Below are 21,764 nucleotides of genomic sequence, written 5' to 3'. Positions count from 1 at the left end.
TTAACTTATGCGAACACCCTGCTTGATAAGAACATCTTGAATTAACTGAACATTTACATTACTGGTTGACGTGTTTGTCTGAATTGAAACAGCAGCAGCCACTCCTGCAGCCTGACCGGTAACTGCACAACACATCATATTGCGGGTAGATGAATGCGCAACTTTATCACCAGAAACAGCGCGACCAGCCACAAGTAAATTATCTATTTGTTGTGGTAATAAAATTCCGTAAGGTATTTGAAAATATCGTCCAGTTGTCGGTAAAACGACAAGTCCGTACCCGTCAAGAAACTCAGGAAAAATGCCAATGGAATCATCACAACGACCCTCATTTGTTACATATTCTGCGTCAATTGTTTTGAGACCAATTATTTTCCGAGAGTCACGAGTTCCAACGGTCATTCCAAAGTTTCTTAATTTTGATTTTTCAAAACCAGGAACATAAGCACGCAAAGCTTTAATGGCATGAATACAATTTTCCCTGCCGTCTATTTCAGCTTTTGTTAGATCCCAGACATCAGTACAATCCAATCCTCGAATCGTGACGAGATTAAGTTGTGTTGCCTCTCCATGCTCAGAAAAAGTACTATAAGTACCGCAAACCTTTGCATCTTTAGGGATCAACCCATCATTTTTTGCTTGGGTAAAAGGAGACTCGAGATATGGGCTGAACATGGAGTCTTCTTTTCTTGAAGTAGTGATACCCTCCCCTTTATTGCTCCAATCGCTAAAACCAGTCCCCCAATCAGCATAAGTTGGTTTTTGTGTAGCAATGTATGACTCAAATTTGGGAACGTCCACCCCGGTACAGTTGAGCATAACAGTCAAGCCGAGCATCTGCTCGCGTGGGCGTTTGTTAATAGGAGCACCAGCGAAATATGCAATATCTGCATCAGCAGAACAATCTATAATTCGTTTTGCCATTATAGCCGTGCGTCCACTTTTACTTTCAGTAATAATACCTACTACCTTATCTTCGTTTTTAATAACATCAACCGCCCAACAATGCAGTAGTACAGATACATTGCTCTCCTTCATTAGCTTGTCAGCAACATATTTAAACATTTCCGCATCAATAGCATAACTATCTGATTGAGGTTCTGGCCTAGCTGCCCCCATTTCTATAGCTCTTTGCTCTATCTCTATGCCAATACCTCCTGCTTCAATTGTTCCTTCATGACGGTACCAGGCATATCCCTCGCATCCTACAGTTGTCAAAACCCCTCCTAAACAACCGAAGCGCTCTACGATCAAAGTATTTACTCCTGCTCTGGCTGAGGCCAAAGCAGCCGCAATACCAGAAGGACCACCACCTACTACTAAAACATCCGTTTCAATTAGTACAGGTATTTGGTGAGCTGGTTCCATGTAATAATTCATATAAACTCCATAATCAGATGATAAGAATATTTATCCACATGTAATAAAATTCAATTAACTTTGCAGATGCTAATGCTGTAGATATTTTAATTCTAATATGAATGAGATGAAATATATTAAACTATACAAAAGTTACAATATTTGATACTCAACTCATTTTTTTTGAGCTAAAGGTTTGTTGAAAACATTTTTAATAAGCTCATCACATTTAACTGATAGTCTCTTACTGAATGTTTTAATTTGAAACATCATGACGTTTGGCATTATTTCAAAATGAAACGTTAAAAATAAAACTAACCTTTATAAATAAATGATTCACAGTCCCTCTAGAAAAACTTTTTTAGTCTAGGTTGGTACTGTTTTCATGGAGGATAATAGTGTAACGAATAGCTAATATTATTTCTTTTTTAACTTCTGCAAACGAGTAAGGAGTAACATAGAAAAGTATGCATTGACGCCAAAGCAGAGTGTAATGCATAGCGTAAATACTGTTGACTCGTCATTTTTTAGCGCATACAATAAAACAGAAAGAAATAACCCACAAAGTCCCGTTGTACACCAATAATTGGCTTTAAGATGTGTAATCTCATCCTGAAGTTCATCATTTTTCATTGTATTTTCTCAATTTTTAATGCAGGGAAAGACTCTATTCTTACATGCTGACATAAACGTTGGATTCCGAAGTGCTTACTCCTTGCTTCAAGATATTGCTTTGCAAATCTGCAAAATAAAAAAGAGAGCTGAAAAATAATACTCTGCTGGCGACAAAATCGAGAAACTATCTCTATCAATAAATTCTTAGAAAATGCCGCCACTGTTTTCACAACGACTCACATTTCATACTCGCCAAACCAATTAATTCATAGATAATTATTAACACCAAGATATTTTATAACATATACTTTATGTTTCGCCAACCTTATCACTAGCGAGAATATAGAAATACAAAAAAAACCAATTTAAACAAAATAATTTATAATTCGCACCACCAAAAATACCTTACAGTGCTAACACCTTCCACTTTACAATTAGAGTTAATGTTTTAATCATCAACAGGTAAATATGTGGCGACCACATATTTTGGTCGCCGTATTTCATTTAGAACCTAAATGGTGAGCAGTAATGATGGCAGACAAAACATCGTTGGCAGTTATAGTAAATGGCATGTTATGAATAGTTTCTCCAGGTGCTGTTGCTGCTTCAGCTACGTTATAGAGTTTATCCATGCAAATTTCTTTAACACCCAGCATATGAAGATTCGTTGGCAATCCTACTGAACGACAGAAATTCAGGACGGTATCAATTTCTTCCTGCGGAGCATTTTCCAGAACCAACTGTACTAAAACACCGAATGCGACTTTTTCACCGTGGTAACAGTGGTGGCACTCTTCGAGTTGCGTCATACCATTATGAATCGCATGGGCGGCGGCAAGACCACTACTCTCAAATCCAATACCACTGAGATAAGTATTTGCTTCTATAATATTTTCAACGGCTTTAGTACACACACCTTGTTCTACCGCGACGCAAGCTTTATAACCGTCTGCCAACAATGTTTTGTAGCAGAGCTCAGCGATTGCCAGGGCTGCTAATGTAGAGCTACCTCCAGCCATTGTGGCTTTCCCGGAAATGCTGTTTGCTCTGGCTTCAAACCAGGTTGACAAGGCATCGCCCATTCCGGCAACAAGCAAACGTGCTGGTGCTGCGGCAATGACGCCAGTATCCATCACCACCATATCTGGATTTTTCGGGAAGAAGAGATATTCGCTGAATTGCCCGTCTGGGGTATAAATAACAGCCAAGGAACTTGTTGGTGCATCTGTTGATGCGATAGTAGGAACAATGACTACTGGAACATGTTGATAAAACGCAACGGTTTTTGCGGTATCCAGTGTTTTTCCGCCACCAATACCGATGATGATATTATAATCGTTATCACAAAACTTCTGACAGATACGATCAATTTCATTGCGGGAACATTCTCCCCCAAAAACTTCGAAGTCGACGCTGATTTCCTGTGCGGAAAAACTATTTTTGACGCGTTCGCCGACTAACTTTGTAACGAAATCATCGGCAATAACTAACGGGCGAGCCCCGAGAGTCATTGTATACTGTGCAATATTTTCTAGTGCCCTATTCCCTTGAATATATTTACCGGGACTAATAATGATTTTATCCATATATTCCTCTTGTCCGCTTGAACTGACTGGTTGACTGTGTTTTATACACTCAACATACCTCCTGGCATAAAACGTTTTCAAGTTCTAAAGTGAACACTATTCTGCTTTTATGATCCTCATGCAAAAATATTATTTTGCTGTAGAGAACATCTGATGATTCTCTCGGACTAGTCACACAAAACTCAATTTCATTAGACGTAAATTTCATTTTGGAACGGTATGGTGGTAATAGTGTTTCATAATGGAATGGTAAATTGATGAGATTGTTTTAATCCTCTCAGCCATTTATTGTCGGCCAACCATATCGATTTTTTGAATCTATTAACCTATCAGGATGTTGATGATATGAAAAAATTAATTAACAAAATTGAGAATGTTGTTGTTGAGCAAATGGAGGGTATGGTTAATGCCTTTGAAGACATCCAAGCCAGTTACTCTCCTCGCTATTTATGGCGGACTCCAGAACACAAACAAGTTGCGCTGATTTCAGGGGGCGGGGCCGGTCACGAACCCCTGCATGCAGGGTTTATCGGCAGTGGTATGCTGACAGGTGCATGCCCTGGCGAGATTTTTACCTCGCCAACGCCGGATCAAATGGTGGAATGTGCTCAAGTCGTTGAAAACGGTGAGGGTGTCCTCTTTTTTATTAAAAACTATACCGGTGATATTTTAAATTTCGAAACCGCAGTTGAACTGTTACATGACCTGGATACTCCGGTAGGAACGGTCGTTATTGACGATGATGTCGCGGTGAAAGACAGTCTTTATACTGCGGGACGCCGTGGCGTCGCAGGGACTGTACTGGTAGAGAAAATCGTTGGCGCAGCGGCAAAAAGGGGCCATTCCCTTGAACAATGCGAAACGTTAGGCCATGAAGTGAATAATGCGCTGCGTTCATTTGGTGTGGCTCTTTCTGCCTGCACGGTTCCGGCGGCAGGCCGGCCATCGTTTGTTCTGAAAGATAACGAAGTGGAATTCGGTGTGGGTATCCATGGTGAACCTGGCATTGAGCGGTGCTCCTATCATCAGCTTGATGAGCTGGTTGACCAGGTGATGATGCAAATCATGGATAACACACCGTATACCCGTACATTGCGGCATTGGGATCGGTTGAACGCAACTTGGAAAGAGACCCAGGTAACGAATGAAGCCTTTGACACTGATGAGAAATACATTGTGCTGATCAATGGGCTGGGCGGGTCGCCTGAAGCGGAACTTTATGGTGTAGCCCGTGCCGTCTTTAAATATGCCAATGAGCATGGAATGACTATCTCCCGTAGTCTTACGGGGAACTACTGCACCTCGCTGGATATGACGGGTTTCTCTGTCACTTTATTGAAATGCAAGAACGAGTGGCTTGAACTGTGGGATGACGCAGTGAACACGCCAGCTTTACGTTGGGGAATCTGAGGAGAGTGATGATGAAAATTCAAAGTAAACATATCATTGATTGGCTTGCTTTCAGTGCGGAAATTTTTGCCGAGCAGCAAGATTTTTTAACCAATCTGGATCGTGATATTGGTGATGCTGACCATGGTTTGAATATGAACCGGGGTTTTTCTGCAGTGAATGGCAAGCTACCAGAAATTGAACGACAGAATATCTCCACCATCCTGAAAAACACCGGGATGATACTCCTCTCCAGCGTTGGCGGTGCAAGTGGTCCATTATATGGAACCCTCTTTATTCGTGCTTCAAGTGCTGCTGGGGTCAAAAGTGAATTAACGTTAGGCGAGTTTCTTTCTTGTTTACAGGAAGGCATCAACGGCGTTATTTCACGTGGAAAAGCGGAACAAGGCGATAAAACGCTATGTGATGTTTGGGTTCCGGTGTTAAACGCAGCGATGAACAATTTGCAGCTGGGAATGAGCTCAGAAGATGTGTTGATTGCAATGGAGAAAGATGCGGTTCAGGCCGTCAACAACACTATTAATATGCAGGCGAAAAAGGGACGTGCAAGTTACCTTGGCCCGCGCAGTATTGGTCATCAGGATCCAGGTGCCACGTCATCCTGGCTCATTATTAAGGCGATGCAAAAAGGATTCGTGGGTTAACATTATGGTATCCATTGTTATTGTCTCTCATAGTCTTCGACTGGCGCTGGGGATTGAAGAGCTCGCTCAGCAGATGTCCAGAAGTAAAGTGCGGATCGCCGTCGCTGCCGGTATTGACGATCCGCAGAATCCAATAGGTACTGATGCGATCGCCATCATGAATGCGATCGATGAGGTCTGGTCTCCTGATGGCGTCCTGGTCTTTATGGATATGGGGAGCGCAATTCTCAGCGCAGAAATGGCCCTGGAACTCTTGTCAGATGAGCAACGAGATGCTGTTCACCTGATGGCAGCCCCTATTGTTGAAGGTACGCTCTCTGCCGTCGTTATGGCAGCAGCAGGGCTTGATGTCCGCACGGTGGCTGCTGAGGCCATGAGTGCTTTGGGCGCCAAACAGAGCCATCTCCACACGGATACGTTGGCGACAGAAGCGAACGCAGTGACAGCGGAAGCGGGCGGGGAGATCCAGAAATTTAGTTGGACGGTACAAAATCCGAATGGGATTCACGCAAGACCAGCAGCGCGTATTGTCGCACTGGCTTCTTCATTTTCGTCCACGATCAATGTTGTTAAACAAGATCAGGTTGCTAACGCTAAAAGTCTTAATGCACTGGCACGGTTATCCATTCGCTGTGGGGATTCCATCAACGTTCAGGCCAGTGGTGAAGATGCAACAAATGCGATTCAGGCATTGACCGAACTCGCCTCAGATCATTTTGGTGAAGCTGAGCTTGTCGCGTGTCCTCCGGTGGCAGACGCCGAACCTCCCGTCACAGAGATAGCCCTCCATGACAGCATTGACGGTGCGGTGTGCGGAATAGTGATAAACGACGGCGTCGCATGCGGTAAAGCGCGCTGGTATAGCAATTCATTGCCTGAAATTGTTGAACGCCCCTGTAACGATCTGGCCAAAGAATACGCTTTGCTGGATCACGCGGTAACGGCGATTGTTCAGCGTTTAGGGCAAAAAACGCACGGCGTCGAAGGCGAAATTTTCGCTGCTCATCAGGCCATGCTGGAAGATCCCGAGTTGCATCATGAAGTGCGTTTGATGATTAACGAGGGTATGCAGGCTGAAAAGGCCTGGCTTACTGTGATGCAGAATCTGGCTAGCCAATATAGGCAATCTAACAGTGCCTATATGCGTGAAAGAGAATCTGACGTAGAAGATTTATCTCGCCAGGTATTATGTGTTTTGTGTGGCGAAAACGATAACGCATTTGACACCGATTCTCCGTGTATCCTGATGGCCAATGATTTGATGCCCTCTCAGATCGCCTCGTTAAACAAAGAGCATATTCTGGGAATTTGCCTGAGTGAGGGCGGTGTGACTTCGCATACCGCCATTATCGCCCGTTCATTGGGGATCCCGGCAATTGTTAAAGCTCGAGCTACCCATGCACAAGTACCTGAAGGGCAGGACGTGATCATTGACGGTTTTAACGGTCATTTGTGGTACGCCCCTGATGAGCAAACGCGTACACGATTGCAGCAGAAGGGGGAGGAATGGCGGCTCAAGCAACAACAGGCCAAAAACGATGCCCAGTTGCCGGCTAAAATGAAAGACGGACGCGTTATTAGTGTATTAGCGAATATCGGCGGTCCTGAAGATATTGAAGCTGCACTGCATCAGGGCGCTGAAGGTGTTGGGCTTTTCCGTACAGAGTTTTTATTCCATAACGATGCTCAATTGCCCGACGAAGAGCAGCAGTATGCTATCTATTGTCAGGTTGCCAGCGCGTTTGGGGATAAACCCGTCACCATCAGGACACTGGACATCGGTGGTGATAAACCACTTCCGTCCTGCCCGATTCCGGCGGAGGATAACCCATTTCTGGGGCTGCGAGGTATTCGTCTGTGTCTGGCAAAACCAGAACTCTTTCTGCCACAAATCCGGGCACTGTTGCGGGCGTCTCAGCATCATCGGAACATTCAGATAATGTATCCTATGATTGCCACGATGAAGGAGGTGAGGGACGTCAGGGTACTCGTTCACCATGAGGCAAATGCACTGTCTATCCCATTAGATTCGTTACCGAAAATGGGAGTCATGATTGAAGTTCCTGCCGCAGTCCTGATTGCGGAAGAACTGGCTCGTGAAGTTGATTTCTTCTCCATAGGTACCAATGACTTGACGCAATATATCATGGCAGCCGATCGTGGTAATAACCTGGTTTCAGACCTGGTGGATTATCGAAATCCCGCCGTACTTAAGGCAATTGAGCAAGTCTGTCATGCGGGGATTCGGGAAGGTATTTCCGTTAGCATGTGTGGCGAAATGGCTGGGGATTCCAGTCAGACGGAACTGTTATTGGATTTTGGTCTTGAGAAATTCAGTGCCAGTGCTGCCAAAATACCAGAGCTGAAATCACTGATTCGAACGCTGTAATATTTCGCAGTACCCTGTCATTGTTGTTTAATTGGTTAAATATTTTATTCACCATCAGTAATATATTTTAGGTGTGACCGTAGCGTGGAAATGCTACGGTCATTCTTTAAAAATATGCCAGATGCTTAAGACTGAAGATATCAAATCCCCCACTCTTAAATAACCCAACATGCTGAACAAAGATAATTTAGTCAGATAATAATCGGGGCTTATCAGAACCAAAAAAAGGCTTCGTTTTATCGAAGCCATTTTTATAGGAAGAGGTGAATTTAGATGAGGACTGCCCGGTAAAATCCGGCAAGGTTTTCGCCCAGTTGGCGTAAGTTCAGTTCTCCTTCCTCCAGGGCTGTCGCTAAATCGCAAGGGCGATTCAGTACCGAGAAGCAGGCTTCAAAACCATTTTCACGCAGGGTGTCCAACTGACGTTCAACATAACCGGCAACACCAATCACGGGCACGCCCATTTGCCAGGCTGCCTGAGCTACACCAATGGGAGCTTTGCCATTCAGACTCTGGCTGTCCATTTTCCCTTCTCCAGTGATCACCAGTGCCGCATATTTTAGATGCTGATGAAAATTAATGGCATCTAGTACGATGGCAATACCTGGTTTGAGTTCAGCATTCATAAAGGCCATCAGCGCCGCACCGGTGCCGCCTGCAGCACCCGCCCCAGGTATACTGGCAATATCTTTCTGGCACTGGTCCTGAAGACGTAGCACATAGTTTTGCATCCCCGATTCCAGGGTGTTGACCATCTCGGGTGTTGCGCCTTTCTGCGGGCCAAAGATATGGGTAGCACCCTGAGGGCCCGTCAGCGGGTTCGTCACGTCACAGGCGGCGACGACGCGAGTGTGCTGTAAACGACTGTCCATGTTGCTGGTATCAATACGGCGAATGTTGGTCAGGTTGTAGCCTGTCGGGGAGATTTCGGTGTTGTCGTGGTCGAAAAATTTAACGCCCAGTGCAGCCATCATACCGGTGCCGCCGTCGTTAGTTGCGCTACCGCCAAGACAGACAATCACAGATTCTACGCCATAATCCAGAGCCGCCTTGATCAGCTCCCCTGTCCCGCGGGTGGTAGTTAATAATGGATTACGCATCATGGCCGGTACTTTCTCAAGCCCCGATGCTTGTGCCATTTCTATAACTGCCGTATTACTGTTTCCAAGAATACCAAAACTGGCCACGACTGATTTTCCTAATGGCCCTGTGACTTCTTTTTGAAACAATGTCCCTTTTGTTGCGTGGATCAGGGTTTCGAGAGTGCCTTCGCCCCCATCAGCAACCGGTAAGCAGACTACATTGCTATGGGGCAGTACCGTTTTCCATCCGTCAGCCAGCGCGCGAGCAACTTCCCAGGCCGGTAGACACTCTTTGAATGAATCGGGTGAGATGATAATTTTCATAGTTTTTAGCTCAACAGAATGCAGGGAAAGGGAGCCAAAAGGCTCCCTTGTAACGACTATTGACGAATGGAGAAATCAGCCATATTTTCCAGCGCATTGATCATGGCAGAGTGATCCCAGTTACCACCGCCCATTGCGGTACAGCTGTTAAAGAGTTGCTGTGCCATCGCTGTTGCAGGCAGAGAGAGGTGAAGCTGGCGCGCATTTTCCAGCGCCAGATTAAGATCTTTTTGATGCAGGTTGATGCGAAAGCCAGGTTCAAAAGATCCCTTAATCATTCGCTCACCGTGAACTTCCAGAACGCGTGAAGAGGCAAATCCACCCATTAATGCCTGACGCACGCGAGAAGGATCAGCACCTGATTTTGCCGCAAACAGGAGTGCTTCTGCGACGGCTTCAATATTCAGCGCTACAATAATTTGGTTAGCAACTTTGCAGACCTGACCGTCACCAACACTCCCGACAAGGGTAATATTTTTCCCCATCACCTCAAACAGCGGTTTTACCTTGTTGAAGATTTGCTCATTACCGCCAGCCATGATGGAAAGGGTTCCTGCAATAGCACCGACTTCACCACCCGATACTGGCGCATCTATATATTCCGCGCCTGCCCGTGCCACTTTATGTGCAAATTCTTTGGTGGCTATCGGTGAAATGGAACTCATATCAACGACAATTTTTCCGTCTTCCAGGCCATTGATGATGCCGTATTCGTTATGGAACAGCACATCTTCAACATGGGGGGTGTCTGGCAACATGATAATAATAATATCGCTGGCTTTGGCGACGTCACATGGTGTCGGACACGCAATTCCATTTTCGCCCAGCAAATCATGCGGTGCAGGTTCAAAGTGCTCAGAAAATCTCAGCGTATGACCGGCTTTCTGTAAGTTTTGGGCCATTGGCTTGCCCATGATTCCAGTACCAATAAATCCAATATTCATATAAGATTCCTGTACAATTATTTAACTGTGAGAGTCTTCATCCAGCCAAGGCCAGCTTGTGTATTTCCCAATGGGATATATTCACAGCCAATCCATCCCTGATAACCTAATTCGTCTATTTTCTGCAGCAACCATGGGTAATTAATTTCACCGGTTCCTGGTTCGTGTCGTCCGGGGTTATCTGCTAACTGAATATGTCCAATGACATTAATATGTTGCTCAATGGTACGCGCTAAGTCGCCTTCCATAATTTGCATGTGGTAAATGTCATATTGATAACGCAAATTATCATGACCGACTTCACGAAGAATATTCAGCACCTGACGGGTGTTATTCACGAAAAATCCTGAAATATCGCGGGTATTAATGGCTTCCAGCACCAAAGTAATACCGCTGGCAGCCAGTTTTTCAGCGGCGTAACGCAAATTATTCAGCAACGTTTCATGACACTGATTGGCCGAAAAACGTTCCGGTAATTTCCCTGCTAAGCAATTGACCTGGGTACAATTGAGTGCTTTAGCATAAGTCACCGCAAGCTCAACGCCATTGCGGAATTCTTCGATACGATCGGGATGGCAGGCAATACCGCGTTCACCCGCTTGCCAGTCTCCAGCAGGTAAATTAAACAAAACCTGCTTCAGGTGATGCTTTTCCAGCAGTGCAGCAATTTCCTGAGGCTCAACGTCGTATGGAAAAAGATACTCTACACCGCTAAAGCCAGCCTCTTTTGCCAGCGCAAAGCGTTCCATAAATGGCGCTTCGGTGAAGAGCATTGATAAGTTTGCAGCAAATTTTGGCATAGGTTTATTCCCTCAAAGATCAATAATGTCTTCGAACTCAGTGACTTTGTTAATGTCTGGTCCCATGGCGATATTCGTTACACGCTCTGTGATGATCTCGACCACAACCGGTACCCGGAATTTATCGCGCAGGCGCTTCGCTTCTTGTAACGCAGGTCCAATATCTTCAGGATTGAAAACACGTAATGCTTTACAGCCCAGACCTTCAACGACAGAGACATGATCGACTCCGTAGCCGTTTACTTCGGGAGCATTGATATTTTCGAAGGAGAGCTGGACGCAATAATCAATTTCAAAAGCGCGCTGTGACTGGCGGATAAGACCCAGATAAGCGTTATTCAGCAGAACATGGATGTAAGGCAGATTAAATTGCGCCCCCACGGCTAACTCTTCCACCAGAAACTGGAAGTCGTAATCACCCGAGATTGCGACCACTTCTTCACCCGGACTCGCTTTAACTACGCCGAGAGCGGCCGGCATAGTCCAACCCAACGGTCCTGCCTGGCAGGCGTTGATCCAATGGCGGGGACGGTATACATGCAGGAACTGGTTTGCTGCGATTTGCGCCAAGCCGATCGTTGAGATATAACGCGTTTCCGGGCCAAATGCTTTATTCATTTCGTGATAGACACGCTGTGGCTTGACCGGCGCATCATCGAAATCCGAACGACGAAGTAAGGTGCGTTTACGTTCAGCACAATCTGCCGCCCATTGAACATGGTCTTTCAGCTCACCACAAGATTTCATCTCTTTGGCGACCTGGATGAAGAGTTTCAGTGCGACTTTTGCGTCAGAAACAATGCCGAGATCGGGGCCAAAAATACGACCAATTTGACTGGATTCGATATCAACGTGGATGAACTTACGGCCAGCGGTATAGGTTTCGAGGTTTCCGGTATGGCGGTTTGCCCAGCGGTTACCGATACCAAATACGAAATCCGACTCAAGGTAGCTGGCATTACCATAGCGATGTCCGGCCTGGCATCCCATGCGTCCGATCATTAATGGATGATCATCGGGAATAGAGCCCCAGCCTCGAAGGGTCTGAATAACCGGAACCCCAGTAATTTCAGCAAATTCACGCAACAGTTCCGCCGCTTCCGCATTAATTATGCCACCGCCTGCGACGATAATCGGTTTATCGGCCTCATTCAGCATTGCCAGTGCGCATTTAGCCTGTGCTGGCGTTGCTTCAGGTTTCCATGGTTTCAGGGGTTCATAGAGATCGATATCGAATTCGATTTCTGTCATCTGCACGTCGAAAGGCAGATCAAGTAAAACAGGACCGGGTCTTCCTGAGCGCATCTCCCAAAAGGCTTTTTGGAAGTATCCTGGTAACTGTGATGCTTCAAGAATGGTTTTCGCCATTTTGGTAACAGGTTTAGCAATGGCTTCAATATCAACGGCTTGGAAATCTTCTTTATGCAGTTTTGCCACCGGAGCCTGGCCCGTCAGACAGAGAATGGGAATTGAGTCTGCTGACGCTGAATACAAACCCGTGATCATGTCGGTTCCAGCTGGTCCGGAGGTCCCAACACAAAGGCCAATATGACCATCGTTGGCTCGGGTATACCCTTCGGCCATGTGTGAGGCGCCTTCAACATGCCGTGCGAGTATATGTTCAATACCACCACATTTTTTCATCGCTGCATAAAAGGGGTTAATCGCTGCTCCAGGTACACCAAATGCTACTGATATGCCTTCTTTTTTTAAAATCTCGACAGCTGCTTCAATCGCTCGCATCCTGGTCATTCTCAAATCTCCCAAATAATAATGATGGTATGTATCACAAAGATGGAATTTCATTTTATGAAAGACATTGTTGAATCCTTACTCATTTCGATGCAAATAATACTTTCTCGTTTCAATACGGAACGCATTTTTTCATTGTTGATGTTTCATTATGAACAGCAATAAAGTGCTCATTAGAGATTCATTGACTCACGTATCATTTATAAAAAAATAAACAAAAAATGTTCAAATTATGTAATGATATAGTCTATCTTCTTTGTCTGGCGATTGATTCGGCGAGGCAGACAGTGTTGTTTATTGTTAAATTATTTGTATTCATGAAAAATTGACTTTTAATTATCTTTGATTAATTGTATTGCAGTTGTTACTATTTTAGTAGTGGATTGTAATTATGAGTAAAGCCGATAAATTAAATGTTTTGAAAAGTAAATGGAAAATATTTGTTAAGCATGAGTGGGCCAATGCAAATGATGATGATGTTGAACACATTATAAGGTCATGGAAAAAATGTTTAAAAAAATGTGATCCTTATAAATGGATTCCCCCAGTGAAAGCCTCTGGACATACCTGGAAAATTCTGGAGCAAAACAATCAGGAGTTTATTCGGGTTTCCCAGCGCGTCATTGAGGATTACTATCAACTAAATCCCAATAAAAACATTGCAGTATATCTTGTCGATGTCAATGGATGGACGTTGTATGTTGTTGGTGGTAGCAGTTTCACCGATGAACTGAATTTCCTTGGTTTTGGACTGAGAATGTCATGGAACGAAGATCGCATTGGTACAAACGCCTGGAGCGTGTGTGCTGAAACTCATCGGTTCACTGTACTGACAGGAGCAGAACATTTTTGTGAAGCGCTGCACGCCTATTCGATGAGTGCGAGCCCGGTAATTGACCCTTTTGGTGAAGTGCATGGTTTCATTGTGTGTGTGGAAGAAGCTCTCATTGATACTTACTCTCTAAGTATCTCTCATGCCTGTGCAAATGAAATTGCGAATATTATTTATATTGAACGAGAGTTGACTAATACAAATAAAGTTCTTTGTCAGCACAATGCAGTAATAGAGTGTATGGATGATGGTTTTATTTGCTGGGATCGCGAGATGAACATCACGATGATCAACTCACAGGCGGAGATTCTATTACTGACAAATAAAGACCAATTGATCGGTAGGAATATAAAAGACGAGTTCACTTTTCCACCGTTGCTACTTAAATCCATTGAGGAACGGGTAAAGTTATCGCAAAAGCAAATTGTCCTAGAGTGTAAAGGAAAATTCATTGAATTGATGACAACACTTCGTCCACTTAGCGATGGTTCTTTTCTTTTGTTTTTACATCCTCTTGATAAAATTAGAAAAATTGCCTGGCAGCAATTGAGTAGTAATGCAAACTTCACGTTCGATAGTCTTCATGCTATCTCAAAAAACATGAAATATGTGGTGATGGGAGCTCGTAGAGCATTAAAAACGGCATCTCCCATATTAATCTATGGTGAAGAAGGGGTCGGTAAACTGAGTCTGGCGATGGCTGTCCATAATGAGAGTAATTATAGCGATGGCCCTTTTATTTCGATCAACTGCCAGATGCTGTCATCTGAAAATATGGTGCAGGAGCTGCTAGGTTCTGATGAGGGGCCCATTCCGTCACGATTCGAGCTAGCTCATAATGGTACACTTTATCTGGAAAAGATTGAGTATTTATCCGCAGAATTACAAAGTGCATTACTTAAAGTTCTGAAAACTGGCCTGGTGATGCGTTCTCAAAGTCAGCGTCTCATCCCTGTGAAGTTTCGCCTGGTCGCTTGCTCTGGAAGTTCTCTGAAAGACTATGTTCAGCGTGGCGCATTCAGTCGTCAACTCTTTTACGAAATATCAATCAATGAGATTGATATACCTCCCTTGCACAAGCGGAAAGAAGATTTAAGCGCGATGATCAACGATGCTCTTGAAAAATATAGTGCCAGGGTTGGAAAAAAACTCTCTATTAGCCCAAGAGCCAGCACAGTACTTCACGAATATTGCTGGCCAGGGAATATTTCTGAATTCAAGAATCGTATGGAAAAAATATTACTTAATTGTAATCAAGTTATTGTTCAGCTAGGGGATATTCCTGCAGAAATGCGTATGGTTCCTCAGACTAAGGGCGAAGATGGAGCAAAGCTGCTCTCACTCGAAGAAGTGGAGATCCAGACTATTGAAAATGCGTGTAAAGCATGTGACTGGAATTTAAGCAAAGTAGCAACTGTGCTCAAAATTGGCAGAACTACATTATGGCGTAAAATAAAAACTTACAATCTAGTTCCAAAATCAGGTGAGATAAAATAAGACCACAAAAATACATAAACACGTGCTTTTAGTTTTTCTTTTTTGAAATACATACCACTTAATATTTGTTTTGAAAAACTATAAAGGTTTTCACAACAAAGTGTTATGTATTTATAGTTGCTGCTTTCTCAGAAAGCTAAACACAAGGAATGTGTTGTTCATTGACGAATATAAAAATGAACACTTTCATTCTTCCGATTGCAGGGCTATATCCTTGGAGTGCCTCCAACCAAGTAACCAATCCTGCTATATAGTTTGAGTATAGGAGAAACGGATGGGCACATCCACCTGAAATGATCTCCTCCCTGACAGCACGAAACTCTGCCTGCGCCATACTATACCCATTAACCTGGATGATTCTTAAAACCGCTGTTCGCATAAGCTACTACGGGTTAGTGATACCGTTTATTGGCACTTTCGTTTACACTTTTTACGAAATAATGGCTGTGATTACAAAAAAGCGCTTGTCACACATACCACGTGGTGGGAATGATACACGGCTAAATTTTATGACCCGATAAAGTGGAAAGTGGAGAGTATATGGGTATGAAGAAAAAGATGTTGTTCGGTGCTCTGATGTTAGCGACCAGCACCGCCTGGGCCGCTACGGGGGCCAAAACAGGCATCGCTCAGTACGAATTAAGCGGATTTGTTGCCGACTTCACCCATTTCAAACCCGGGGATACCGTACCGCAATTGTACCGGACGGATGAGTATAAAATTAAACAATGGCAACAGCGCAACTTGCCTGCTCCGGATGCGGGAACTCACTGGACCTACATGGGCAGCGCTTACGTTTTGATCAACGATACCGATGGTAAAATCGTAAAAGCCTACGATGGCGAGATTTTTTATCATCGATAAGCAGATCCCCCCTCTTTTCAGAGGGGGATACGAAACCGTCCTCTCTTTTCCTCGCCACAAATTTACTCTTACACGCTCTCTGCCCTGGCTCATATAGCGTCGAGCCATGACTTTCAGGCCATCTAATTTGAGCTTGCGCCTGCCGTAAACACAATAAAACCCGATAAGGTGATTCGTATACAGAATTAAAACCGTACGATAAATAGGGCGGCTTTGTATTTTGATGTCAGCTAAACGGCGTTAGCGTGTAAAAAGTCAGCAAATTGGAAGAGATGGCGGGTGAAAAGCATACACCATACCTATTTAAAATAGGTATGGTGATTATATTAAGCCCGGAAATTAAACCGCGCGGAAGGCAATTTCGCCAGGGATAACTTCACCCTGCCAGTAGAGTTGTGCGGCAACACGATCCGCCAGGTCGCGGTACATGGCCGTGAATTCACTGTCTGGACGACTGATCACCGTCGGAGTCCCCCGGTCGAGGTCTTCGCGTAGGCTAATATGCAGCGGCATCTGCCCCAGTAACTGAGTACGGTACTGCTCTGCCAGCTTCTGCGCGCCGCCAGTGCCGAAGATCGGCTCATGATGACCACAGTGGCTACAGATATGCATACTCATGTTTTCAACAATACCCAGCACAGGCACTTCAACTTTCTCGAACATCACAATGCCTTTTTTGGCGTCGATAAGCGCAATGTCCTGCGGGGTAGTCACGACCACAGCACCCGTCACCGGAATATTTTGCGAGAGAGTTAATTGAATGTCACCGGTGCCTGGCGGCATGTCCAGAACCAGGTAATCCAGATCGGGCCACAACGTCTCCTGCAACATCTGCATCAACGCTTTGCTGGCCATTGGACCGCGCCATACCATGGCATTATCTTCTGTCACCAAATAGCCGATAGAGTTAGTCGCCAGCCCATGAGACATAATCGGCGCCATGTGGGTGCCGTCAGGTGACGTTGGACGTTGATTTTCCGCACCGAGCATGGTGGGAATCGACGGACCGTAAATATCCGCATCCAGAATGCCGACTTTCGCCCCTTCTGCGGCCAGCGCGAGTGCCAGGTTCACCGCGGTAGACGATTTACCCACTCCGCCTTTGCCGGAGCTGACCGCGATGATGTTCTTCACCCCGTTAATACCCGGCTGGTTTTTCACGCGCTTAAGCGTCGCAATGTTGTGCGACAACTTCCAGTCGATCGCTTTCGCGCCAGTTATCCGCAGCAGGTCACCACTACATTGCTCTTTTAACACCTCAAACGCGCTATGCCAGACAAACGGCATGACCAGCTCAACGTGCAGCGTGTCATCCATCCAGGCAACGTGATGCAACGCTTTAAGCGTCGTAAGATTATGCTTCAAGGTGGGGTGCTGAAAATTCGCCAGCGTCCCGGCGACCATAGCGCGCAAGGTTTCTGGTGATTTGGCCTGGGATTGTGCGTTCATCCCGACTCCTTTTTGTTGTTCTGAAAACACGATTGTAACTACCTAGTCTACTCCAGTCGTAACAAATATTCATTTATGGATAAATGCCCTTATCGCTTGGCGTAGTTATGGCCTTTCAGGTAACATCAGAACCCCCTTTTAATAGAGAAGAAGTAATACCTACTATGACTCAAGTCGCGAAGAAAATTCTGGTAACGTGCGCGCTGCCGTACGCAAACGGCTCTATCCACCTCGGCCATATGCTGGAGCACATCCAGGCTGATGTCTGGGTCCGTTACCAGCGAATGCGCGGCCATCAGGTTAACTTCATCTGCGCAGACGACGCCCACGGCACGCCAATCATGCTGAAAGCGCAGCAATTGGGCATCACGCCTGAGCAGATGATTACCGAAATGAGTCAGGAGCATCAGACGGATTTCGCCGGTTTCAACATCAGCTATGACAACTATCACTCGACGCACAGCGACGAAAACCGTGAATTGTCCGAGCTGATTTACTCGCGCCTGAAAGAGAACGGTTTTATCAAAAACCGTACCATCTCTCAGCTTTACGATCCGGAAAAAGGCATGTTCCTGCCGGACCGTTTTGTGAAAGGCACTTGCCCGAAATGTAAATCCCCGGATCAGTACGGCGATAACTGTGAAGTGTGTGGCGCGACCTACAGCCCGACTGAGCTTATCGAGCCGAAATCCGTGGTTTCCGGCGCCACGCCGGTGATGCGTGACTCTGAGCACTTCTTCTTTGACCTGCCCTCTTTCAGCGAGATGTTGCAGGCATGGACCCGCAGCGGCGCGCTACAAGAGCAGGTCGCGAACAAAATGCAGGAATGGTTTGAATCCGGTCTGCAGCAGTGGGACATCTCCCGCGACGCGCCGTACTTTGGGTTTGAAATCCCGAATGCGCCGGGCAAATACTTCTACGTTTGGCTGGATGCGCCAATCGGCTACATGGGTTCCTTCAAGAATCTGTGCGACAAGCGCGGCGATACCGTAAGCTTCGACGAATACTGGAAGAAAGACAGTGATGCAGAGCTGTATCACTTTATCGGCAAAGATATCGTCTACTTCCACAGCCTGTTCTGGCCAGCGATGCTGGAAGGCAGCAACTTCCGTAAACCGACTAACCTGTTTGTTCACGGCTATGTGACGGTGAACGGTGCGAAGATGTCAAAATCGCGCGGAACCTTTATCAAAGCCAGCACCTGGCTGAAGCATTTTGACGCCGACAGCCTGCGTTATTACTACACCGCGAAGCTCTCTTCCCGTATCGATGATATCGACCTGAATCTGGAAGATTTCGTGCAACGCGTGAATGCCGATATCGTGAACAAGGTGGTTAACCTTGCGTCGCGTAACGCGGGCTTTATTAACAAGCGTTTCGATGGCGTACTGGCTTCTGAGTTGGCCGACCCTGCGCTGTATAAAACCTTCACCGATGCCGCAGCGGTAATTGGCGAAGCGTGGGAAAGCCGTGAATTCGGTAAAGCAATCCGTGAAATCATGGCGCTGGCCGACGTCGCCAACCGTTATGTCGATGAACAAGCGCCGTGGGTGGTTGCGAAACAGGAAGGCCGCGACGCTGACCTGCAGGCAATTTGCTCAATGGGCATCAACCTGTTCCGCGTGCTGATGACGTATCTGAAGCCGGTTCTGCCAACACTGACCGAACGTGCGGAAGCGTTCCTGAATACAGAACTGAGCTGGGATGCAATGGCTCAGCCGCTGCTTGCTCACAAGGTCAATGTCTTCAAAGCGCTCTACAACCGTATCGATATGAAGCAGGTTGAAGCGTTAGTGGAAGCCTCGAAAGAAGAAGTGAAAGCGCTGAACAGCACCCCGGTCACCGGTCCGCTGGCTGACGATCCGATTCAGGAAACCATCTCCTTTGATGATTTCGCCAAAGTCGATTTGCGTGTAGCACTGATCGAAAACGCCGAGTTTGTTGACGGCTCCGATAAGCTGCTGCGTCTGACGCTCGATCTCGGCGGTGAGAAACGTAACGTCTTCTCGGGGATCCGTACGGCTTATCCTGACCCGCAGGTGCTGATCGGTCGCCATACGGTGATGGTCGCCAACCTGGCACCGCGCAAAATGCGCTTCGGCATCTCTGAAGGGATGGTGATGGCCGCAGGCCCTGGTGGAAAGGACATTTTCCTGTTAAGCCCGGATGAAGGTGCGAAACCGGGTCAGCAGGTAAAATAATCTGCATGAAAAACGCTGCTTCGGTAGTAATGCCGATCAGTTAAGGATCGGTTGACCGATCCAGTGGCTGTGTACTAATCCGGAAATGCTCACTCATTTCCGGATTTTTTTATGACTCTCTGCGTAACCCACTGGCGCCCAAACTCATCACCATTCACAAAGTGCAATGACTAGTCGCTGATTAACTTATCGGATATTGGCTATTCAGTTTAACCAGTTAACCGACATTTTGGTTCCATTACTCCTCACGGCTTTTCAAACGCATTTTTCTCGCCAGCGTGGCAAGACGCTGAGTGCGGCAATAGATAACAAACAGCACAAACCCCCGGCTATTGAACACCATCCGGCAACCAAGCAAAGCGACGACGGCAATCGAGAGTGTCCACCCCCTCCCTTCGGCCAGCAGTTGGTATAGCCCCTGTAACACCGTCAGCACCAGCAAGATGATGAACAGAGTTAAAAATCCTGCCAGACCAGCGGTAAAACCGCGAGCCAGAAGTACACTTGCGGTCATTAGCGCGACGATCATCACCAGCGACGGTGCAAAGAAGCTCAACGCATGTAGCGATGGCGATAAAACTTGCAGATTATGCAGAAAAGGCAACAGGTTAAAAGCAAAAGCCACCAGGAACAGTGGGAACAACGTCGCTACCGGGAGGGCGCTCTGACGGGGAAACTCGCCAGCTGGACAAGTAAAATAGCGCTCCAGTTCAGGCGTGGAATGCTTAAGCAAACTGGTGTCATGGCGCGCCACCGCACTTTCGATTTCCCATCCATGCTGCAGGAGATCGTAAAAAATGCTGCCGGTTAACAGAGGCAGAGATCGCATTAGAATACCGCCAATGATTGAATAGTACCGATGATGTATTTACCAGTGCGAGGGATATTGCCAGGAGAAGCAATAACACCGCTGACTGTGCTTCCAGCCAGTGCTGCTGCACTCGTGACAACTTGCCCAATCTGCCGGTTAAGTTCCACCTGAACCGGTCCTGTCGGAAAACGTTTCGGATAAAAACCGGCGCGAATGACAGCCTTAATTTCTTTATTACTGATACCAGGGTTTTGCGCACGAATAATCAATTCAGTCAGACGGGCACGATCCTGGCGCGGATAACTTTTCAGCCACTCTGTCGCGTTTAGTGAGGAGACAGATTTCATCGCTCGCCAGGTGGCGACGGCTTCTCTTAACGCTCCACCAGCACTGACAAGAGAAATGAAATCTAATGCGGTAGAGGTGGCAACGTACCATTCCCGGGAGTCGAGCCAGGTGACATTTTCGCCACCATTTTCGACCAAATCATAAATACGATATAAGCCGTTGACACATTGCAGCCCGGTGGCGATGGTTCCAGCATAGCCAATAGCAACCAGTGTACTACTGCCTCCTGCGGTAAGTGGTATTGCCGCAGAACCTGCGACCATCACTCCTCCGGTAATAATCATCGCGCCGCACGAGAGAACCGTAGATGCGATTTCAGTTCCCATCTCTGTAGAGGTGGTGGCTTCTGTCAATGCTTTACCCGTACTGGACGTTGACGACAACGAGGTTGCTTTAGTCACAATCAAATGCGTCACGATACCGCTTTGCCCATTAGGATGACGCCTGCTGGGCCTTACCAGGAAACGCCGGGAACCATCGGAATAGATGATACCTGCCTGATAAAACTCTCGGTTACAATCCATTGCGGCACCAACGGCGTTGAAATCAAAATCTGCTGCACCATAACCAGTCATTCGAGCAAAGTCATAGCCTGGTAAGTTTTTCTCATGATTCATCCCAAGGAGAGCCATACAATATTCCTTATGATTGTAAGGTGGCGACGTCAACCGAATTACCAAAACCAAGACTAGCAGAGAACTGTACGAACGAGTCTATTTTATGCGCCAACTGGTGCTGAACGTAGGATTATGTGCCGGAAAAATCTGGAAGTCCGGCGTAGCCCCCATACGGGTTGTAGCGGCACACTGAATTTGCCCACCTGAACAGAGGTGATATAATCACCTAAGAACAACATC

16 protein-coding genes are annotated in these 21,764 nt (G+C 46.2%); 6 read left to right on the top strand and 10 right to left on the bottom strand.

Features of this window, described 5'->3' with window-relative positions; genetic code table 11:
• From CJP72_RS02255 to CJP72_RS02245, 3 genes are all read right to left on the bottom strand, one after another.
• Nucleotides 1-1,380, bottom strand: coding sequence for an FAD-dependent oxidoreductase (locus tag CJP72_RS02255; RefSeq protein ID WP_162379278.1), 1,380 nt, complete (start codon nucleotides 1,378-1,380; stop codon nucleotides 1-3).
• Between the two features lie 396 nt (nucleotides 1,381-1,776).
• Entirely contained in the window at nucleotides 1,777-1,992 is a 216-nt protein-coding gene (locus tag CJP72_RS02250) for a hypothetical protein (protein ID WP_162379277.1), read from the bottom strand.
• 482 nt (nucleotides 1,993-2,474) lie between these two features.
• Nucleotides 2,475-3,560: a glycerol dehydrogenase gene (locus CJP72_RS02245; protein ID WP_162379276.1), complete on the bottom strand. Its 1,086-nt coding sequence runs from the start codon at nucleotides 3,558-3,560 to the stop codon at nucleotides 2,475-2,477.
• A 345-nt stretch (nucleotides 3,561-3,905) separates the two neighbouring features.
• Here CJP72_RS02245 and dhaK point away from each other — a divergent pair, with 345 nt between their 5' ends.
• The 3 genes from dhaK to ptsP are packed head-to-tail and all read left to right on the top strand — an operon-like array spanning nucleotide 3,906 to nucleotide 8,003.
• On the top strand, nucleotides 3,906-4,970 hold the full coding sequence (gene dhaK / locus CJP72_RS02240) for a dihydroxyacetone kinase subunit DhaK (protein ID WP_162379291.1): 1,065 nt from the start codon (nucleotides 3,906-3,908) through the stop codon (nucleotides 4,968-4,970).
• A gap of 11 nt (nucleotides 4,971-4,981) precedes the next feature.
• The gene (gene dhaL, locus CJP72_RS02235; RefSeq protein ID WP_162379290.1) at nucleotides 4,982-5,614 is read left to right on the top strand and encodes a dihydroxyacetone kinase subunit DhaL; all 633 of its coding nucleotides are present in this window, start codon (nucleotides 4,982-4,984) and stop codon (nucleotides 5,612-5,614) included.
• A gap of 4 nt (nucleotides 5,615-5,618) precedes the next feature.
• Nucleotides 5,619-8,003 (top strand): phosphoenolpyruvate--protein phosphotransferase, encoded by a 2,385-nt coding sequence (ptsP, locus tag CJP72_RS02230; protein ID WP_162379275.1) that lies wholly within the window; start codon nucleotides 5,619-5,621, stop codon nucleotides 8,001-8,003.
• A gap of 269 nt (nucleotides 8,004-8,272) precedes the next feature.
• On the opposite strand, the gene CJP72_RS02225 is transcribed toward ptsP, so the two are convergent.
• From CJP72_RS02225 to gcl, 4 genes are read right to left on the bottom strand one after another with little or no spacing between them, the layout of a single operon-like run.
• Entirely contained in the window at nucleotides 8,273-9,409 is a 1,137-nt protein-coding gene (locus tag CJP72_RS02225) for a glycerate kinase (protein ID WP_162379274.1), read from the bottom strand.
• 56 nt (nucleotides 9,410-9,465) lie between these two features.
• A complete protein-coding gene (locus tag CJP72_RS02220) occupies nucleotides 9,466-10,353 on the bottom strand; it encodes a 2-hydroxy-3-oxopropionate reductase (RefSeq protein WP_162379273.1) in 888 nt (295 codons plus the stop codon).
• 17 nt (nucleotides 10,354-10,370) lie between these two features.
• Complete coding sequence (hyi, locus tag CJP72_RS02215) at nucleotides 10,371-11,153, bottom strand: hydroxypyruvate isomerase (protein WP_162379272.1); 783 nt, start codon at nucleotides 11,151-11,153, stop codon at nucleotides 10,371-10,373.
• 12 nt (nucleotides 11,154-11,165) lie between these two features.
• Nucleotides 11,166-12,905: a glyoxylate carboligase gene (gene gcl, locus CJP72_RS02210; protein WP_162379271.1), complete on the bottom strand. Its 1,740-nt coding sequence runs from the start codon at nucleotides 12,903-12,905 to the stop codon at nucleotides 11,166-11,168.
• Between the two features lie 391 nt (nucleotides 12,906-13,296).
• Between gcl and dhaR the strand changes: the two genes are divergently transcribed.
• Both dhaR and CJP72_RS02200 read left to right on the top strand, forming a co-directional pair.
• Nucleotides 13,297-15,234 carry a dihydroxyacetone kinase operon transcriptional regulator DhaR gene (dhaR, locus tag CJP72_RS02205; RefSeq protein WP_162379270.1) on the top strand — a complete coding sequence of 646 codons (1,938 nt, stop codon included), beginning with the start codon at nucleotides 13,297-13,299 and terminating at the stop codon, nucleotides 15,232-15,234.
• Between the two features lie 540 nt (nucleotides 15,235-15,774).
• Nucleotides 15,775-16,098 carry an RcnB family protein gene (locus tag CJP72_RS02200; protein WP_162379269.1) on the top strand — a complete coding sequence of 108 codons (324 nt, stop codon included), beginning with the start codon at nucleotides 15,775-15,777 and terminating at the stop codon, nucleotides 16,096-16,098.
• Nucleotides 16,099-16,437: 339 nt separating this feature from the next.
• Here the strand turns inward: CJP72_RS02200 and apbC are convergent, their stop codons facing one another.
• Complete coding sequence (gene apbC / locus CJP72_RS02195) at nucleotides 16,438-17,547, bottom strand: iron-sulfur cluster carrier protein ApbC (RefSeq protein ID WP_162379268.1); 1,110 nt, start codon at nucleotides 17,545-17,547, stop codon at nucleotides 16,438-16,440.
• Between the two features lie 164 nt (nucleotides 17,548-17,711).
• On the opposite strand from apbC, the gene metG reads away from it, so the two are divergent.
• The gene (metG, locus tag CJP72_RS02190) at nucleotides 17,712-19,748 is read left to right on the top strand and encodes a methionine--tRNA ligase (RefSeq protein ID WP_162379267.1); all 2,037 of its coding nucleotides are present in this window, start codon (nucleotides 17,712-17,714) and stop codon (nucleotides 19,746-19,748) included.
• 238 nt (nucleotides 19,749-19,986) lie between these two features.
• Here metG and CJP72_RS02185 read toward each other — a convergent pair whose 3' ends face one another.
• Both CJP72_RS02185 and CJP72_RS02180 read right to left on the bottom strand, forming a co-directional pair.
• The gene (locus tag CJP72_RS02185) at nucleotides 19,987-20,577 is read right to left on the bottom strand and encodes a hypothetical protein (protein WP_162379266.1); all 591 of its coding nucleotides are present in this window, start codon (nucleotides 20,575-20,577) and stop codon (nucleotides 19,987-19,989) included.
• On the bottom strand, nucleotides 20,577-21,539 hold the full coding sequence (locus CJP72_RS02180) for a hypothetical protein (RefSeq protein WP_162379265.1): 963 nt from the start codon (nucleotides 21,537-21,539) through the stop codon (nucleotides 20,577-20,579). Before CJP72_RS02180 ends, CJP72_RS02185 begins: the two co-directional genes overlap by 1 nt.
• Nucleotides 21,540-21,764: the final 225 nt, after the last annotated feature.

The organism is Citrobacter sp. NCU1 (genome assembly GCF_010231475.1).
Lineage (GTDB): Bacteria > Pseudomonadota > Gammaproteobacteria > Enterobacterales > Enterobacteriaceae > Citrobacter_D.
This window is presented reverse-complemented; position numbering and strand designations above follow the sequence as displayed.

Bases quoted from the DNA above. Each gene is read 5' to 3' on its own strand.
- gcl (WP_162379271.1), bottom strand. From the start codon at position 12,905: ATGACCAGGATGCGAGCGATTGAAGCAGCTGTCGAGATTTTAAAAAAA.
- dhaL (WP_162379290.1), top strand. From the start codon at position 4,982: ATGAAAATTCAAAGTAAACATATCATTGATTGGCTTGCTTTCAGTGCG.
- ptsP (WP_162379275.1), top strand. From the start codon at position 5,619: ATGGTATCCATTGTTATTGTCTCTCATAGTCTTCGACTGGCGCTGGGG.
- CJP72_RS02225 (WP_162379274.1), bottom strand. From the start codon at position 9,409: ATGAAAATTATCATCTCACCCGATTCATTCAAAGAGTGTCTACCGGCC.
- CJP72_RS02255 (WP_162379278.1), bottom strand. From the start codon at position 1,380: ATGAATTATTACATGGAACCAGCTCACCAAATACCTGTACTAATTGAA.
- apbC (WP_162379268.1), bottom strand. From the start codon at position 17,547: ATGAACGCACAATCCCAGGCCAAATCACCAGAAACCTTGCGCGCTATG.
- CJP72_RS02220 (WP_162379273.1), bottom strand. From the start codon at position 10,353: ATGAATATTGGATTTATTGGTACTGGAATCATGGGCAAGCCAATGGCC.
- CJP72_RS02180 (WP_162379265.1), bottom strand. From the start codon at position 21,539: ATGGCTCTCCTTGGGATGAATCATGAGAAAAACTTACCAGGCTATGAC.
- hyi (WP_162379272.1), bottom strand. From the start codon at position 11,153: ATGCCAAAATTTGCTGCAAACTTATCAATGCTCTTCACCGAAGCGCCA.
- dhaR (WP_162379270.1), top strand. From the start codon at position 13,297: ATGAGTAAAGCCGATAAATTAAATGTTTTGAAAAGTAAATGGAAAATA.
- dhaK (WP_162379291.1), top strand. From the start codon at position 3,906: ATGAAAAAATTAATTAACAAAATTGAGAATGTTGTTGTTGAGCAAATG.
- CJP72_RS02245 (WP_162379276.1), bottom strand. From the start codon at position 3,560: ATGGATAAAATCATTATTAGTCCCGGTAAATATATTCAAGGGAATAGG.
- CJP72_RS02185 (WP_162379266.1), bottom strand. From the start codon at position 20,577: ATGCGATCTCTGCCTCTGTTAACCGGCAGCATTTTTTACGATCTCCTG.
- metG (WP_162379267.1), top strand. From the start codon at position 17,712: ATGACTCAAGTCGCGAAGAAAATTCTGGTAACGTGCGCGCTGCCGTAC.
- CJP72_RS02250 (WP_162379277.1), bottom strand. From the start codon at position 1,992: ATGAAAAATGATGAACTTCAGGATGAGATTACACATCTTAAAGCCAAT.
- CJP72_RS02200 (WP_162379269.1), top strand. From the start codon at position 15,775: ATGGGTATGAAGAAAAAGATGTTGTTCGGTGCTCTGATGTTAGCGACC.